Below are 16,763 nucleotides of genomic sequence, written 5' to 3' on the forward strand. Positions count from 1 at the left end.
AAGCGGCGACTGCGCGACGGGCGCGGGCCCAGGCGTCGCGCCCCACGCGGGCGGCTGCGGCGCCGCGACGGGCGGCGGCCCCCCGGCCGTGCCCGCCACCGGCGACGGCGTGTCGTCGAAGCGACCGCGCGTCGACCCGAGGGCGATCTCGTCGCCGTGCTTCAGGGGAGCCTCGCCGCGGACCCGCTCGTTGTTGATGAACGTCCCGTTCAGGCTGCCCAGATCACGCAGGTAAAACTGCGTCCCGCGGAGCTCGATGATGCAGTGCTCCTTGGAGACGATCTTGTCGAGCAGCTGGATCGAGTTGTTGGGGTGTCGCCCCAACGAGTTCACGGGCCGCAGCTCGATGGCCTGCTGCCCTTCGGCGGTCTGCAGGATCAGTCGAGCCATCAGGTGAGCCGTTGCGCTTGCATGCCGAGAACCATGGGAGGCCCGGACCGCACGAATGCAGACGGCCGCCGAACCGGTACGGGCAGAAGTGTATTCCTTCTCGTGGCATTAAGCGAGGGGTTCGACGCGCCGATCGTCCTTCCCCCGGCGCGGCCGCCAGGCTAGGGCCGAAACCATGGCCGCCGACCTTCTGCTCGCGATCGATCAAGGGACGACCGGGACGACCTCGCTCGTGCTCGACACGGCCGGGACGACCCGCGGTCGCGCGACGCGCGAGTTCCCCCAGCACTTCCCGCGCCCCGGCCTCGTCGAGCACGAGCCCGAGGACATCTGGCAAAGCGTGCTCGAATCGGTGGAAGCCGCGCTCGCCTCGGCCGGCGTCAAAGGCGATCGCATCGCCGCCGTCGGCATCACGAACCAGCGCGAGACCACGCTCGTCTGGCAACGCGCGACCGACAAGCCCATCCACCGCGCGATCGTCTGGCAAGACCGGCGCACCGCGGACGCCTGCGCGCGTCTCCGCGAAGGCGGCCACGAGCCCGCCGTGAAACGCACGACCGGCCTCGTGCTCGATCCGTACTTCAGCGGCACGAAGCTCACGTGGCTGCTCGACAACGTCGACGGCGCCCGCGACCGCGCCGAGCGCGGCGAGCTCGCGTTCGGCACCATCGACAGCTACCTCGTCTGGCGCCTGTCCGGCGGCGCGATGGGCGGCTCGGCCGTGCACGCGACCGACGTGACGAACGCCTCGCGCACGCTGCTCATGAGCCTCGCGACGCTCGACTGGGACCCGGCGATGCTCGATCTCTTCCGCGCGCCGCGCGCCGTGCTGCCGAAGATCGTCGACTCGGCCGGGCTCATCGCGAAGACGCTGGGCTTCCCGCACCTGCCCGACGGCGTGCCGATCACGGGCATCGCGGGCGATCAACAAGCCGCGCTCTTCGGCCAGGCCTGCTTCGACACGGGCGACGCGAAATGCACGTACGGCACGGGCGCCTTCGTCCTCGTCAACATCGGCGCGCAGCCGATCGCGAGCCGCTTCGGCCTGCTCACGACCGTGGGCTGGAAGGTCGGCGGCGAGGTCGTCTTCGCCCTCGAAGGCAGCGCGTTCATCGCGGGCGCGGCCGTGCAATGGCTCCGCGACGGGCTCGGCATCATCCGCAGCGCGGCCGAGATCGAGCCGCTCGCCGCGAGCGTCGCGTCGAGCGAAGGCGTGACGTTCGTGCCCGCGCTCTCCGGCCTCGGCGCGCCGTACTGGGATCCGGACGCGCGCGGCCTCATCCACGGCATCACGCGCGGCACCACGAAGGCGCACCTCGCGCGCGCCACGCTCGAAGGCATCGCGCTCGAAGTGACGGACCTGCTCCGCGCCATGTGCGACGATCTAGGCCGGCCCCTCGGCCGCATGCGCGTGGACGGCGGCGCCGCGAACAACGACCTGCTCATGCAATACCAGGCCGACACGGCCGCCATCACGATCGAGCGTCCGATCGAGCTCGAATCGACCGCCCGGGGCGCCGCCATGCTCGCCGGCGTCGGCGCCGGGCTCTTCCGCGACATGCGTGACGCCGCCCGCATGTCCCGGGTGGAGCGGACGTTCGACGTCGCAATGCCCCCGGAGGAACGAAACGTCCACCTCGCCCGCTGGGCCGACGCCGTCGCCCGCGCCCGGTCGTCGCGCCCTTGACCCCCGAGCCCCCCGCGATCCGCCGCCCGGGACAGACATGCCCCGGCCAGATGCGTTCGCTCGTTCGCAGGACGAGCTTTTCCGGCGCGAACCTGCTACCTCGCTGTATTTGGGAGCGAGACGTGGGACGCTTGGCAAGCCGGCTCACCCGCCGCCCGGGACGAACCTGTCGCGGCGGCGCCCATCACACGGAGATGGCCGAGCTTCCGGCCTGGGGAACAGGCACTATGTTGCGAGAGTTCACCCCAAAGCGACCTCACAGAGCGTAAAATTCTATGTCAACGGAGAGCTCCCGTTCTCACTTGGTTCCCCTGCAGAGGCCCGGCCGGCCCGCCACTCGTCGGGTCGTGTCGCTCGATGAGGAGGAAATGCAGAAGCCTGAAAATCCTTCCACCTCGGGGGTGGTCTACCGGGACATCCCGATCGATTGGGAGGCGCTGGAGGACGCGTTCGAGAACAACGCGCCCGAGGTCCACTCTTACCTTCACCTCGTGACGGGTGACGTCCTCCGCGTCGTCGACGGAGTCGCGGATCCGCAGATGCACGCGCGCATCGCGGCCGATCCGAACTACCTCCGCATCGATCCGGTGAGCTCCCGCGAGCAGTACCGCTGGATGGAGCGCTTCATCCCGATGGTGGAGGACCCGGAGCTGCAGGGAAAGCTGACGCAGGCGATCGACGGCAAGGGCGCCTTCCGCCGCTTCAAGGACGTGCTGATGAGCTACGGCCCGGAGCGCGAGCGCTGGTTCTCGTTCCGCAGCGAGCGGCTCCGCATCTTCATGGAAGCGTGGCTGAACGCGCACGCGCTGAACCCGATCGCGCGCCCCGTGTGGGTGCCCGAGCAGCCCCCTTCCCGCGCGGAAGGACAACCCGCGGACGCCACCGTCGCCGCCGCCGCGCCCGCTCCGAGCACGCGCGAGCCGCGCGAAGAACCGCCGCGCGAGCTGCGCCGCGGCAAGAGCGTGGAGACGCTGCGCAAGAACCTGCGCGACATCGCCGACGCCCTCGGCCCGCGCGACCTCGACACGCTCACGGCCTTCGCGGAGTTCCTGAAGGCACGTCGCGCCGCGCGCTCGTTCGCCCATCATTACGAGGGCAGCCACGCGCACGCCGAGGAAGAGCCCGCCCCGGCCTCGCAAGAGATCGTCGGCGGCGAGGTGCGCTCCGCTTCGTCCTGAAGCGCGCTAGCGCGAGCGAACGATCGTGACCGTCACGCGAGAGCGCGCGGTCTGGAAGTAATTCGCGATCGCCTCGCCGAGCCTCTGCGCCACGACCCACCGACCGAGCGCGACCGAGACCTGTTCGTACGGACGACCCGTGAACGGCGTCGTGCCCGTGCGCAGGAGCGCGCGGAGCTCCGGGTCGCTCGGCGCGAGCATCGGCGCGACCATGCGGTCGAGGTAGAGGCTCGCGCGAGCCTGGCGGCGCAAGAGCGCGTCGATCTCGTCCGAGCCGATGCCCTCGGCCTTGGCCGCGGCGATGAGCTTGTCCCGCCCCTTCACGCGTTGCTCGAGCACCGCACGCGCGGACTCGGCGCGGCTCGCGATCTCGGTCGCGTCGGGCGCCGGCAGGACGGGCAAGCTCGCGAGGAGCGTCTCGGCGATGTGGCGATCGAGCGCCGCGCGTACGTGGCGATCCGTGAACGGCGCAGGATCCGCATCCGGATCGGCCATGGCCTCGATGCGCGCCTCGAACGCGAGCTCGCGCTCGTAGACGAACTGCGGACGCGTGACGCCGCCCGTCTCGGGCGCATGCCAGCGGACGACCACGCGATCGAGCAGCGCGGGCTTCGCCTCGGTCTGCGTCTGCGCGAAAGCGGGCGCGGCGAACGCGAGCGCAGCGAGGACGAGGAGGACAGCCGGGCGCATCGAGGATGCGAACTATACCGCGGGCGCGCCGCTCCATCGAGCGAGCGACTGCGCTAGCCTCGTTCCATGGCCGAAAGGGGCACCCACGCCGCGTCGCGGCTGACCGTGGTCACGCTCGTCGTCTCGCTCGCGGCGGCCGCGTCGACGCTCCTTCCCGCGCGCGGCGAAGAACCGCGTCCGGAAGGCCCGCACGCGAAGGTGCGCGTGGGCCTCGTGTTCGACGTCGGCGGACGCGGTGACAAGAGCTTCAACGACGCGGCGTACGAGGGGCTGTCGCGCGCGGCGAGCGAGCTCGGCGTGACGACGGAGGTGCTCGAGCCGAGCGGCGCGGAGGATCGCGAGGCGGCAATGCGCCTCTTCGCGGCGCGCGGCTTCGACCTCGTGATCGGCGTGGGGTTCATCTTCTCGACCGACGTGAACGTGGTGGCGCGCGATTTCCCGAGCACGCGCTTCGCCTGCATCGACTACGCGCCGCCGATGGGCGGCGCGACGCCCGCGAACGTCGCGGGCCTTCGTTTCCGCGAGGAGGAGGCATCGTTCCTCGTCGGCGCCGTCGCGGGCCTCATGTCGAAGACGGGCCACGTGGGCTTCGTCGGCGGCATGGACATCCCGCTCATCCGCAAGTTCGAGGCTGGCTACCGCGCCGGCGTGCGCGAGGTTTGTCCGCACTGCGAGGTGCACGCGGCGTTCGCGGGCACGACGCCCGAAGCGTTCCGCGATCCGGTGAAGGGCAAGGCGCTCGCGAACAGCGAGATCGCCGCGGGCGCGGACATCGTCTACCACGCGGCGGGGACCACGGGTCACGGCGTCTTCGAAGCGGCGCGCGACATGGGCGTGAAGGCGATCGGCGTCGACGCCGATCAGCACGACGAGATGCCCGGCACCGTGCTGACGAGCATGATCAAGCGCGGCGACGTCGCCGTCTTCGACACGATCCGCGACGTGGCCGAGGGCCGCTTCGAGGCCGGGCTGCACACGTTCGGCCTCGCCGAGGGCGCCGTCGGGTACGTCGACGAGGGGCCGCACGCCGCGGGCATCCCCGAGGCCACGAAGCAGAAGGTCGAAGCGCTCGCGCAGCGCGTGATCCGCGGGGAGATCAAGATCCCCGAGCGCTAGAGCAGCGAGCCCTTCGCTGCTCTGCGGGGTCGCGCAGCGAGCCCGCCTCACGAGAGGGGGACGCGAGGCGTCCCCCTCGGGACGAACCTTCACCACTTCACGAGCACCTTCGGCGGATCGACCACGACCTTCACGTGCGGCACCTCGAGCAGCACGTCGAGGTAGGCGCTGCCCGGCTTGCTCAGGTCCGCGCCCGAGCTCTTCGGCTCCACGCGCGGCACGAGCGACTCGGGCGAGACCGCGTTCACGTCCTCGTTCGATCCGACGAGGCGCACCTTCACCGTCGGCGGCGTCGTCACGGCGCGCGGCAGGCCCACGACCTCCACGCGCAGGTTCGCGAACTCCTTCTTCGCGAGCTCACGCGCGATCTCGACCGTCGCGATCACGCTCTCGACGTCGTAGTTCACGAGCTTCGGCGGCTTGTCGAGCGGGAGCGGCCGACGGTAGACGCCCTCGGTCAAGCCCGTCACGTCGAACGGCGCCGCGCGCGCGTACTGCATGACGTCCACGATCGAGCGAGCGCCCCGCGCCCGCACGACCTTCGGCTCGGAGCCGATCACGCCCTTCACGGCGAACGTCGGCGCGGGCTCGCCCGTGCGCGCGATCTGCACCGGGATCTCTCGCTCGACGACGTCGTCCCAGCGCAGCTCGATCGCCGGCGGCTGGACCTCCTCGATCTGCACGCCCGTGGGCACGCGGAACATGCTCGGCTTGAGGTCGATGTTCGTCTCGCGCCCGCTGCGCAGGTTGAGCTGCAGCGTGCCGAGATCGTCGCTGCGCAGATCGTCGAGCTGCGTGCGCGAGCCGCGCAGCGTGACCTTCACCTCGTTCGGGATCTGCGTCATGAGCTGCCGGTTCGCGCTCTCCGGCGGCATGATCGACACGACGCTGACCGAGAACGTGCGCTGCGCGTTCTCGGCGCCGTGGATGAACGCATAAATCCCGAGCGCGCAGAGGAGCGACAGGATCTTCAGCCCGATGTTGTCGAGCAGCGCCGCGCGGATGTTCTCGCGAAGCCCGTCCTTGGCCGTCATGAGTCGTCACCGTGGCTGGGGCTGCCGGCGCCTTCACCCGTGCGCGCGGCGGGCTGCGTGCCCGGCGCGCTCGAAGGCGGGCCGGGGGGCGTACTGGGAGGCGTGCTCGGGGGCGTCGTGGCCTGCGGCGCCGCGGGGACCACGCCGGGCGGCGGCATCGTGGCCGCGGCCGTCGGCGCGGCGTCCGAGGACGGCGGCGGAGGCGGCACGGTCGACGAGGGCACGAACGTGTTCGGCCGCAAGGTCGGCGCCGCGAGCGAGGCCGGCGGCATCTCCGTGGTCGTGGCCGGCCGCATCGGCATCGCCGTGCTCGGCGGCATGCGCGACGCGGGCGTGCCCTGCACGCCGGGCATCGGCGTCGCGCCGACCGACGGGGGCGTCGGGATCGACGGACGCACGGGCGGAGCTTGCACGGGCATCGGAGGCGTACGCACGGGCTGCGGCGCGGCCGGCGGCGGCGCGGACGGCGGCTTGCGCGCGGCGGCGGCCTTCTGCTTCTTGCGCGACGAGCGCCCGAAGAGGCCGAGCAGCGCGTGCCGGAGCGACTGACCGTCGAGATTCGAGACGATGTTGCCGCTGAAGCAGAAGCTGATCGTCCCGCGCTCCTCGCTCACCACGACGACGACCGCGTCGGTCTCCTCCGTGATGCCGAGCGCGGCGCGGTGTCGAGAGCCGAGGCTCGCGTCGAGCACCTTCGTCTCGGGCATCGGGAAGAACACGCCGGCGCGCGCGATCTTGAGGTCGCGGATCAGGACGGCGCCGTCGTGCAGCTTGTTCACCGACTCCGGGACGAACAGGCTGACGAGCAGCTCGCGCGTCACCACCGAGTCGAGGACGATGCCCTCGCTCTTGCAGAACTCGAGCACGTTCGCGTCCTGCTCGAAGGCGATGATCGCGCCCATGCGATGGCGCGCGAGCTCGGTCGCCGCCGCCACGACCTCGTCGATGACGCGCGACTGCTGCTCACGCCCGCCCGCGAGCCACGCCTTCGATCCCATGCGGATCAGCGCGCGGCGGATGTCGTTCTGGAAGACGACGACGACGATCAGGATGATCGACGAGAGCAGCCACGAGAGCAGGTGCAGGAGCGTGGCGAGCTCGAACGTCTTCGCCGCGAGGTAGAGCAGAAAGACGATGCAGAGCCCGATGCCCATCTGCATCGCGCGCGTCCCGCGCATCACGAGGAGCGCGCGGTAGATGACGTACGCGACGATGAAGATGTCGACGAAGTCCCGCAGGACCTGCAGGAACGGGCGCGCGGCGAAGAGGCGAAGCAGGCCGTCGAGCATGGCTCAGGCGTCCCCTCCCCGGCGTGCGTCGATCGCGGCCGCAACCGCGAGCGCTTGCACCACCTCTTTCACGTCGTGCACCCGCACGATCGCTGCGCCGCGCGCCACGCACGCGAGCACCGCGGCGATTGTGCCGCCGAGCCGCTCGCCCGGCGGCGCGACCACGCTCGCGTCCGGGCTCGCCGCGCGCGCGACGAACGATTTTCGGCTCGGCCCCACGAGTACGGGAAAGCCGAGCTTCGCAAGCTCGTCCAGCCGCGCGCAGAGCTCGATCGAGTGACGCGCGTTCTTCGCGAACCCGAGCCCCGGATCGAGCACGAGGTCCTCGCGCGGCAGGCCCTTCGCGAGCGCACGCTCGGCCGCTTCGGTCCACTCGCGCGCGACATCCGTGACGACGTCTCCGTAGGCGGCGTCGTCGTACATCGAGAAGCCGCGCATGTCGGTCATCGCTCCGCGGCAATGCATGAGCACGAGGGACGCACCGACGTGTGCGCAGAGCGCGCCGAGCTCGGCGGCTGGCTCGAGCGAGACCGTGTTCACGATGCGCGCGCCCTCGCCGAGGGCCCACGCGGCGACGTCGGGCAACGTCGTGTCGATCGAGACCACCGCGCCGAGCTCCACGCTCGCGCGGATGAGCCCGCCGATGCGCCGGATCTGCTCGGCCGCGTCGATCGGAGAAGCACCCGGCCGCGTCGACTCGGCGCCGATGTCGAGGATGTGCGCTCCTTCGATCACGAGCCCCCGCACATGCGCAACGGCTGCCGCATCATCCAGGAATCGTCCCCCATCCGAGAAAGAGTCCGGGGTGCGATTACAAACCCCCATGACGAGCGCGCCCCGTCGGCTCGAAAGAAGCGCGCGGAGCGGGGACGACATTGTGTGTGCGTAGCAAGTTCCGAGCCGGCCGGCAATCTTCGACCGTGTGCGGCAAAAACGCCACGATCCGTCAGCGAAATCCTTGGACTTTCCCGAGGCGGTTCCTGCGGGCGTCCGGGCTCGGCCTTCACGTGCGCGTTCTTCGGGTGGCGCGACACGTGCGATCTCCCTGACGCGCGGCGAAATGCCTGCTACGGTCGGCCGATCCGCGTGTCCGAGTCGTCTCGGGCCGCATTCGGCCGAGGCCCCGCCGCGGCCCGAGCGAATGATGCTAGCCACGCGTGTTCGAGCAGGGGCGACGGCCGGCCTCGTGCTGAGCCTGATTTTCGCCGCACTGTTCACGGCCATCGGCACCTTCGAGCTGTACCTGCCCTCCATGGCGCCGCGCCTCGGAGAAACGGCGCCGGTCACGCTCCGCATTCCCTACGGCCCGCGGATCGTCCGCGACGCTCGCACGGGCCGCCTGGCGTACGAGCACGCCCGTGTGATCGTGCCGCGCGGCACCCTCCTCCAGGAGGAGAACGACGAGCACCGCGCCGCCTTCGCCTACGAATCGACGCGCAGGCCCCCGGCGACGGCGCGCCTCGTCTCGGTGTTCGTCATTCACTTCATCGTCTGCCTCATGCTCACCGCGTACCTGCGGCGCTTCGGGCAGAACCGCGTGCGCCTCCTGCGCGCGCAGATCGGGCTCCTGAGCCTGATGGCGGGCAGCGTCGCGCTCGCGAAGCTCATGCTCCTCTTCACGGCGCTGCCAGAGTTCTGGGTGCCGATGGCGGCGCTGCCGCTCTGGGTCGCGCACGCCTTCGATCGGCGCACGGCCTTCCTCGTCGACCTCGCCGTCGCGTTCGTCGCGGCCTCGCTCCTGCGCTTCGACAACCTCCTCTTGTCGGTGCTGCTCGTGCGCGGCGTCGCGGCCACGCTCTTCTTCTTCGATCGCAAGCACGCGCGGCAGATGCTCGTCGCCGGCACGCTCGCGGGCCTCTCGGGCGCGGTCGTGTTCATCGCGCTCACCGTCGTCTACGAGGGCCGGTTCAACCTGCTCGCCGACATCTTCCGCGGCACGAGCTCGAACGTGCTCGCCTGCATCGGCGGCGGCATCCTCGCGGGCATCCTGGCGCGCTCGCTGCGCGACCCGGCCGAGCGCGCGATGGGGCACGTCTCGCGCGAAAAGCTGATCGATCTCACCGACCTCGAACAGCCGCTCCTGCGGAAGATGGCGGCCGAGGCGCCGGGGAGCTGGGAGCACGCGCGCGCGATGGCGAACCTCGCGGAGGCCGCGGCGAGCGCGATCGGATCCGACGCGCTGCTCACGCGCGTCGGCGCCTACTACCACGACCTCGGCAAGACCGTGCAGCCCAAGTACTTCGTGGAGAACCTCGCGCACGGCGAGAAGTCGCCACACGAGGAGCTCGATCCGGAGGTCTCGGCCGACGCGATCATGGCGCACGTCGTGATGGGCACGAAGATCCTGCGCGACGGCCGCATCCCCGAGCCCGTCGTCGAGTTCGCCTACACGCACCACGGCACGCAGGTCGTCGAGTTCTTCTGGCACAAGTGCAAGGAGCAGGGAAACCCGCGCGGTTTGACGCAGGAGTACTTCCGTTATCCCGGCATGAAGCCGCAGACGAAGGAGACGGCGATCCTGATGCTCGTCGACTCCATCGAGGCCGCGAGCCGCACGATCTGGCCGCCCGAGCAGAAGAAGTTCGAGGAGATGATCCAGCGCGTCATCTTCACGAAGCTGTCGAGCGGCCAGCTCGACGAATCGGGCCTCACGCTGGAAGACCTGCGCATCATCACGACGCGCATGGCGACGACGCTCGTGAACCTCTACCACGGCCGCATCAAGTACCCGTGGCAGCGCGACAGCGCGAAGCAGGAAGCCGAGAAGACGCCCATCGTGCACGGCGCGTCACCCGCGACGACGACCCCGATCGTGCACTCGCCCGCCGAGCTACCCGAACCGAAGAGCTCGAAGGACGGCCCGAAATCCGGCGAACCGAAGGGCGAGGGCAAGGGCGCGACGACCGAGGAGTCCGCGAGCTGACGACGGCGATCCGCGCGGGAAAACTTGCTACAACGAGCGAGTGCCCCCGCTGATCGAGCAAAGCTTCACGAAGGCGCTCTTCCACGGCGTGATCGCCGAGGACATGATCTTCCCGTACCCGGAGATGACCTCCGAGGAGCGGCAAAGCACGTCGATCATCCTCGACAGCGTGCGCCGGTTCTTCGCGGCGAACGTGGACAGCGCGAAGATCGACCGCGACCACGAGATCCCGAAGGAGGTCATGGACGGCCTCCGCTCGCTCGGCCTCTTCGGCCTGCAAATCCCCACCGACCTCGGCGGCATCGGCCTCTCCACCGCGGCGTACGCGCGCGTGATGCAGGAGATCGGCGGCATCGATGCCTCGATCGCGGTCACGCTCGGGGCGCACCAGTCGATCGGCTACAAGTCGCTCCTCCTCTTCGGCACGCCCGAGCAGAAGCGGCGGTATCTGCCGCGGCTCGCCACGGGTGAGTCGGTCGCGGCCTTCGCGCTCACCGAGCCCTCCGCGGGCTCCGACGCCGCGGCGATCAAGACCCGCGCGGAGGCGGTCGACGGCGGCGCGGCGTACGTGCTGAACGGCTCGAAGATCTGGATCACGAACGGCGGCTTCGCGGACGTCTTCACCGTCTTCGCCCGCACGAGCGCGCTCGAAGAGGGCTCGAAGCCGAAGATCACCGCCTTCATCGTCGAGCGCGGCATGGGCGTCACGAACGGGCCGAACGAGGAGAAGCTCGGCATCCGCGGCTCCTCGACGACCGAGATCTTCCTGGAGAACGTGCGCGTGCCCCGCGAGAACGTCGTCGGCGACGTGGGCAAAGGCTTCAAGGTCGCGATGGAGGTGCTGAACTCGGGGCGCCTCGGCCTCGCCTCGGGCTGCGTCGGCGTGTGCAAGACGCTGCTCCGTTTGGCGATCGCGCGCGTCGAGGAGAGGCGCGCCTTCGGCCGCAACATCGGCGAGTTCGGCCTCATCAAGGACAAGATCGCGCGCATGCTCGCCGAGACGTACGCGCTCGAATCGATGACGTACCTCACGGCCGGACTCGTCGACTCGAAGATCGCCGACTACTCGATGGAGAGCGCGATCTGCAAGGTGAAGGGCTCCGAGACGCTCTGGAGCGTGGTCAACGAGACGCTGCAGATCGCGGCGGGCATCGGCTACATGCAGGACTACCCGTACGAGCGGATCCTGCGCGACTCGCGGGTGAACCTCATCTTCGAGGGCACGAACGAGATCCTCCGTTGCTTCATCGCGCTCTCGGGCATGGCCGCGCCGGGCAAGGCGCTCGCCGAGGTCGCGAAGGCCATGCGCGAGCCCATCAAGGGCTTCGGCCTGCTCAGCGATTTCGCGCTCCGCAAGGCGCGCGCCGCGCTCGGCCGCGAGCGCATGACCCGCGCGCATCCGCTGCTCGGGCGCGAGACCGTGATCTTCGAGGACTACGTCACCGAGCTCGCCGCGCAGGCGGAGAACGTGCTGCGGAGGCACGGCCGCGACATCGCCGAGATGCAGTTCACGCAGCTTCGCATCGCCGACATGGTGATGGATCTCTTCGCCGTGGCCGCGTGTCTCACGCGCACGACGCGCGCGATCGAGCGGCGCGGCGAGGACGGGGCGCGGCGCGAGATCGACCTCTGCTCGCTCTACGTGAACATGGCGCACAAGCGCCTGCGGCAGAACGTCTCGGACTTCGCGCGCAACGACGACGAGCTGCGCAAGGCGATCGCCGGGCGCGCCTACATCGACGGCGCCTATCCGTTCGACGTGCTCTAGCGCGCGGACGGGCGATCGCGGCGCGTGCCTTGCACGACGACTGCGCGTGACGACTTCTCCTGGATTCCTCATCGAACGCGCCGACGCACGGCACCGCGACTTCGTGCTGCATTTGCTCGCCGAGCACCTGCCCGGGTCGGACGTCGCGCGCAGGTACGCCTGGCTCTACGAGCAGAACCCGCACGGCCGCTCCGTGACGGTGATCGCCCGCGACGAACGCAGCGGCGAGCCCCTCGGGCTCACCTCGGTCTTCCCGCGCCGCATGCTCATCGCCGGCCGCGTGCGCCTCGGCTCGGTCGGAGGCGACGGCTACGTGCGCCCCTCGGCCCGACGCCGAGGCATCGCCACCGCGATGCACTGCGCCACGCTCGAACGGATGCGCGACGACGGCATCGAGATCATGTACGGCCCGCCCGAGCCCCACAACCTCCGCGCCCTCGAGCGCGCCGGCGCGCGCGTGGTCTGTCACGTCCGCCGCTTCTCGCGCCCGCGCGTCTTGCAGAGCCTCCTCGGCCCCCTCGGCCGCCTCGTCGCCCGGGGCGCGCGCCTCGCGCCGATCGAGGGGCGCGACGCCCGCGTCGATCAGGTCTTCGAGCGCGCCGTCGACGACACCGTCGTCACGCCCGTGCGCGACGCCGTCCACTACGCGTGGCGCTTCGTCGACAGCCCTGCCCGCGCGCAGCGCGCCTTCGTCGTCCTGCGCCACGACAAACCGCTCGGCCTCTGCGTGCTCGAACGCGCGGGCCGCCGCGCGGCGCTCGTGGACCTCTTCGCGCACCCGAACGATTTTGGCGACGCGCTCTCGATCATCGCGTCGAGCTCGGGCGCGGACTCCCTCGTGACGCAGCTCAACGATCGCGGCCCGCACGCAAAGCACCTCGGCCGCGCCGGGTTTTTCGCGCGCGAGGGCAAACCCTTCCAGGTCCACGCTCGCGAGGGCACGGATCCGGCCGTGTTCGATGGACGCCGCTGGTATCACACCTGGGGCGACGGCGATCTCGACCGCGTGCTCTAGCCTCCGCCGCGCCCCTCTCCCTCGCGGGGAGGAGCGCCTCGCGTCAACGCACTGCCATCGGACCGATCACTTCGAGGATCGGATCGCTCTCCAGCACGCGGGCAAACGCCGCGAGCGACACACGCTTGTGCGCCCCCGAGCCCGACTCGTTCACCCCGACCCGCGCCGAGCGGATCGCCTCCCGCAGCGTCGCGAGCGCGTTCTCGTGCTGCACGAGCGGGCCGTCGCTCGGATCGAGCGTCGTCTCCGGCTGCACCTTTCGGCCGGGCAGCTCCACCTCGAACATGCGACCGCTGCGATTTTCGATGACCCCGTAGACGTACACGCTCAGCTCGGGCGCGGGCAGCGCGCCGAACGTCCGCTCGAGCTCGTTCGAAAGCGCCGCGAAACGCGCGTCGTCGAGGCCCGTCGGCAACCGCAGGCCGTCGCGCGAGAGCTCGACCATCCGCTCGTGCAGATACCCGAGCAGCATGCCGCGCAGCCGCTCCGTGAACACCGGCGACGACGCGCGCCCCGACGACGCGCTCACCGCCTCCTCGACGGCCGTGATCAGATCCTCCGTCGGGAAGATCGACACGTCGATACGTAGATCTTTACAGAATGCGTGAACGAACGCGGCGGCGTCTCTCCGGATCCCCTCGTCGAACCCTGCGAGCGCCTTCGTGACCGGCTCGGTGATCATGCAGGTGAGCCTCCCCTCGGTCGACACCCCAGCGTAGCGCTGGAAATGCCTCACAGGTAGGCGCGCTCCCGGCGCCGTCCCTGCTCAGATCGCCGCTTCTTGCAGGGCCGCGCTCGCCTCGGCCATGACGTCCGGCCAGGTCGGATCCGGCGCCGACACGTACTCGGCGACCGAGCGCGCATCTTCGCCCGCCTCGATCGCGCGCCGCGCCTGGTCCGAGCCCGTGAGCAGATCGAAGGCGGGGATCGTGTCGATGTACTCGTAGCGCTCCGTGCGGAACGCGAAGCTCTGCGGGTTCTGCCGGCGCGCCAGGGCGACGAGCGCGGTGTACGTCGCGACGGGGCGGAACGTCATGCGATCGGCGACGTGGATCTGCACGCCGCCGCAGATCTGACCCGCGTGCTTCTGGAACGTCGGACGGAACGTGAGAGGACGCGCGACGAACCCTTGCAGGCCCGTCGCGCGCAGGCCCTGCGCGAGCTGATGGCCGTCGAGCCACGGCGCGCCGACGACCTCGAACGGCCGCGTCGTCCCGCGCCCCTCCGACAGGTTCGTCCCTTCGATCAAGCAGCCGCCCGGGTACACCGTCGCCGTGCAGCACGTCGGCATGTTCGGCGAGGGCATCACGAACGGCCGATCCCACGTGTCCGCGTACTTCTCGCGATCCCAGCTCTCCACGGTCACGATCGAAATCGCGTCGCCGAGCGGGATGCCCTCGCGCCGCGCGAAGAGCGCCACGATCTCGCCGATCGTGAGCGAGTGCCGGACCGGAATCGGCTCGAGGCCGACGAACGACAGGAAGCCCGGCGCTTGCGTCCGCCCTTCGACCGTGCGGCGCGAGCCCGTGATGGGGTTCGGCCGATCGAGCAGGATGACCGGCACGCCGGCCTTCGCCGCCGCGCGCGCCGCGAGCAGCGCCGTCCAGACGAACGTGTAGTAACGCGCGCCGATGTCCGCGAGATCGATGAGCAAGAGGTCGATCGACGCGAGGTGCTCGGGCCTCGGCGAGAGGTCCTCGAAGCGGTCGCCGTAGAGGCTGATGATCGGCGCGCCGGTTCGCTTGTCCCGGGCGTGCGGCACGTCGACCATGTCCTGCGCTTCACCCCCGTAGCCGTGCTCTGGCCCGAAGAAGAGCGCGGGCTTGGCGCCGATGCGCGCGAGCACGTCGCCGATGTGCTCGATGCCCCGGTCCACGCTGGCCGGATGCGCGAGCACGCCGAAGCGCGTGCGGTTCAAGCGGGAGGTGACCGAAGGGAGACGAGGGAGCCGATCGAGTCCTACGAGCACAATCCGGCCGTACCCCGGCCCTAGCCGCTCGTCTAGGGGTGAGCACGACGCTTACCAGGACGCCCACAAAATCGAAGGAAATCAAAGGGGTTGGCGTTGTGCGGGCGCACAATTTCGGCGCCCGTGATACGTTGTTCGAGCGCGTTTCGGGGGGGTGTGGCCGATCGATGGCTCTCCAGGTTGGCCAGATCTACGGCGGCAAGTACCGCGTCCTTCGCGTGCTCGGCGAAGGCAAACACGGCCCCGTGTACGAAGGGGAAAACGTGGAGATCCATCGACGCGTCGCGGTCGAGGAGCTTTCGCCGTCGCTGCGCGCGCGCCCCGCGGCCCTCGCCGCGTTCGCGCACGACGCGCAGGCCGCGAATGGCGCGTCGTCCATGCACATCGGAAAGATCCTCGACGACATCGAAATCGCCGGCGGCGCGCGAATCCTCGTGAAGGAGCCTCGCGAAGGGGTGACGTTGCGTCAGCGCATGCGCGAGCGCGGTCGGCTCGACGCCGACGAGACGAGCCACATCGGCATCGACATCACGCGCGGCCTCGCCGCCGCGCACGCGGCCTACGTCGTGCATCGCGCCCTCGAGCCGGAGAGCGTCTTCCTCTCGCGCGCGCACGAGCCACGCGGCGAGCTCGTCAAGGTCCTCGATTTCGGCGTCGCGCACGTCGCCGACAAGCAACCACCCGACCACGCCACGGCCTACACCGCCCCCGAACAGATCCGCGCCACGAACGAGATCGACGCGCGCGCCGACATCTACGCGCTCGGCGCGATTCTCTACGAGTGCCTCGCCGGGCAGGCCCCCTTCGCCACGAGCGCCGAAGATGAACTTCTTTTCAGCATTGTGATGCAGGACCCGGAGCCTCTGGAAAGGCTTGCGCCGGACGTCGACCCCGAGCTCGCGACGATCGTGCACAAGGCCATGGCGCGCGACCCGAGGGTCCGGTATCAACGCGACCAAGACCTCGCGCAGGCGCTCGTCACGTTCCGGGCTCGACGTGGCCTCGGCGCCGTCCCTGAAGTGGCTTTTGCACCGCACTCTCCGCGCCCGCCCTCGCCCTCCATGAGCGCCCCCGGGGACGACGACGACGACCTGATGATCGCGGACCACGGCACGGTCATCATGGACCGCAAGCCGCAGCCATTTCCCGCGCGCCCGGTCCCTCCGAACCCGCCGCCGCCGCCGAGCCACAGGCAGCCCGTTCCCGCATCCATGCCGCAGCCGCCGATGTCCGGCCCTGCGCCCGCGGGGCTGCCCGTCCTGCCGCCGTCGATCACCGGGATGCCCGCGCGACCGCAGCCGCAGGCCACTCGTCCGCCGAAAGGGCTCGCCCCGATCGTCGGCGGCGCGGCGTTCGTGATCGTGTTCGTCCTGGGCGCGCTCATCATGCTCGCCGTGCGCTTCACGCAGGGCGCGCCCGAGGAGGCCGCCGCGCCCACGCCCTCTGCGTCCGCGGCGCCCGCGCCTTCGGCCGTGCTCCCCGCCGTCACGGTCGCGCCGATCGAGACATCCGAAGCGGTGGAGGGGACCACGCGGGTGATCACGCCATCTCCGGCGTCCACGCCGAGCACGCGCGGCACGGGGCCGACGCGCACGTCCCCCACGAAAGGCACGGGCAAGCGCCGCATTTCGGACGATCTGTGAGCGAGCCTCGGGGATCGGCGACCCGCGTCCTCACCGTCGAGAACTCGACTCCATGCGCCTT

Annotated in this window: 14 protein-coding genes; 7 read left to right on the forward strand and 7 right to left on the reverse strand. The window is 70.3% G+C overall.

Translation table 11 applies throughout. The features are described 5' to 3' along the window. On the reverse strand, positions 1–390 hold a 390-nt coding region (locus QHF85_RS24845), incomplete at its 3' end, for an FHA domain-containing protein (RefSeq protein ID WP_281329785.1). A gap of 175 nt (positions 391–565) precedes the next feature. Here QHF85_RS24845 and glpK point away from each other — a divergent pair. Beyond that, complete coding sequence (glpK, locus tag QHF85_RS24850) at positions 566–2,077, forward strand: glycerol kinase GlpK (RefSeq protein ID WP_281329786.1); 1,512 nt, start codon at positions 566–568, stop codon at positions 2,075–2,077. 368 nt (positions 2,078–2,445) lie between these two features. Further along, the gene (locus tag QHF85_RS24855) at positions 2,446–3,255 is read left to right on the forward strand and encodes a UPF0158 family protein (RefSeq protein WP_281329787.1); all 810 of its coding nucleotides are present in this window, start codon (positions 2,446–2,448) and stop codon (positions 3,253–3,255) included. Between the two features lie 6 nt (positions 3,256–3,261). Here QHF85_RS24855 and QHF85_RS24860 read toward each other — a convergent pair whose 3' ends face one another. Next, the gene (locus QHF85_RS24860) at positions 3,262–3,945 is read right to left on the reverse strand and encodes a hypothetical protein (protein ID WP_281329788.1); all 684 of its coding nucleotides are present in this window, start codon (positions 3,943–3,945) and stop codon (positions 3,262–3,264) included. A 66-nt stretch (positions 3,946–4,011) separates the two neighbouring features. Between QHF85_RS24860 and QHF85_RS24865 the strand changes: the two genes are divergently transcribed. Beyond that, complete coding sequence (locus QHF85_RS24865; protein ID WP_281329789.1) at positions 4,012–5,061, forward strand: BMP family ABC transporter substrate-binding protein; 1,050 nt, start codon at positions 4,012–4,014, stop codon at positions 5,059–5,061. 89 nt (positions 5,062–5,150) lie between these two features. Here the strand turns inward: QHF85_RS24865 and QHF85_RS24870 are convergent, their stop codons facing one another. The 3 genes from QHF85_RS24870 to folP are packed head-to-tail and all read right to left on the reverse strand — an operon-like array spanning position 5,151 to position 8,260. Next, positions 5,151–6,095 (reverse strand): CdaR family protein, encoded by a 945-nt coding sequence (locus QHF85_RS24870; protein WP_281329790.1) that lies wholly within the window; start codon positions 6,093–6,095, stop codon positions 5,151–5,153. Then, positions 6,092–7,384 (reverse strand): diadenylate cyclase CdaA, encoded by a 1,293-nt coding sequence (cdaA, locus tag QHF85_RS24875; protein WP_281329791.1) that lies wholly within the window; start codon positions 7,382–7,384, stop codon positions 6,092–6,094. Before cdaA ends, QHF85_RS24870 begins: the two co-directional genes overlap by 4 nt. Before the next feature lie 3 nt (positions 7,385–7,387). Further along, positions 7,388–8,260 (reverse strand): dihydropteroate synthase, encoded by an 873-nt coding sequence (gene folP, locus QHF85_RS24880; RefSeq protein ID WP_348652760.1) that lies wholly within the window; start codon positions 8,258–8,260, stop codon positions 7,388–7,390. 310 nt (positions 8,261–8,570) lie between these two features. Here folP and QHF85_RS24885 point away from each other — a divergent pair, with 310 nt between their 5' ends. From QHF85_RS24885 to QHF85_RS24895, 3 genes are read left to right on the forward strand one after another with little or no spacing between them, the layout of a single operon-like run. Then, complete coding sequence (locus QHF85_RS24885; protein ID WP_281329792.1) at positions 8,571–10,307, forward strand: HDIG domain-containing metalloprotein; 1,737 nt, start codon at positions 8,571–8,573, stop codon at positions 10,305–10,307. A gap of 40 nt (positions 10,308–10,347) precedes the next feature. After that, positions 10,348–12,075: an acyl-CoA dehydrogenase family protein gene (locus QHF85_RS24890; RefSeq protein WP_281329793.1), complete on the forward strand. Its 1,728-nt coding sequence runs from the start codon at positions 10,348–10,350 to the stop codon at positions 12,073–12,075. 46 nt (positions 12,076–12,121) lie between these two features. Beyond that, complete coding sequence (locus QHF85_RS24895; RefSeq protein ID WP_281329794.1) at positions 12,122–13,090, forward strand: GNAT family N-acetyltransferase; 969 nt, start codon at positions 12,122–12,124, stop codon at positions 13,088–13,090. Positions 13,091–13,133: 43 nt separating this feature from the next. Here QHF85_RS24895 and QHF85_RS24900 read toward each other — a convergent pair whose 3' ends face one another. Both QHF85_RS24900 and QHF85_RS24905 read right to left on the reverse strand, forming a co-directional pair. Further along, positions 13,134–13,772, reverse strand: a complete 639-nt coding sequence (locus tag QHF85_RS24900; protein WP_281329795.1) for a hypothetical protein — start codon at positions 13,770–13,772, stop codon at positions 13,134–13,136. 84 nt (positions 13,773–13,856) lie between these two features. Next, entirely contained in the window at positions 13,857–15,008 is a 1,152-nt protein-coding gene (locus QHF85_RS24905) for a DUF1343 domain-containing protein (RefSeq protein ID WP_281329796.1), read from the reverse strand. A gap of 218 nt (positions 15,009–15,226) precedes the next feature. Here QHF85_RS24905 and QHF85_RS24910 point away from each other — a divergent pair, with 218 nt between their 5' ends. Beyond that, the gene (locus QHF85_RS24910; protein ID WP_281329797.1) at positions 15,227–16,702 is read left to right on the forward strand and encodes a serine/threonine-protein kinase; all 1,476 of its coding nucleotides are present in this window, start codon (positions 15,227–15,229) and stop codon (positions 16,700–16,702) included. Positions 16,703–16,763 lie beyond the last annotated feature (61 nt).

Source organism: Polyangium sp. 6x1 (assembly GCF_029946515.1).
Classification (GTDB): Bacteria; Myxococcota_A; Polyangia; order Polyangiales; family Polyangiaceae; genus Polyangium.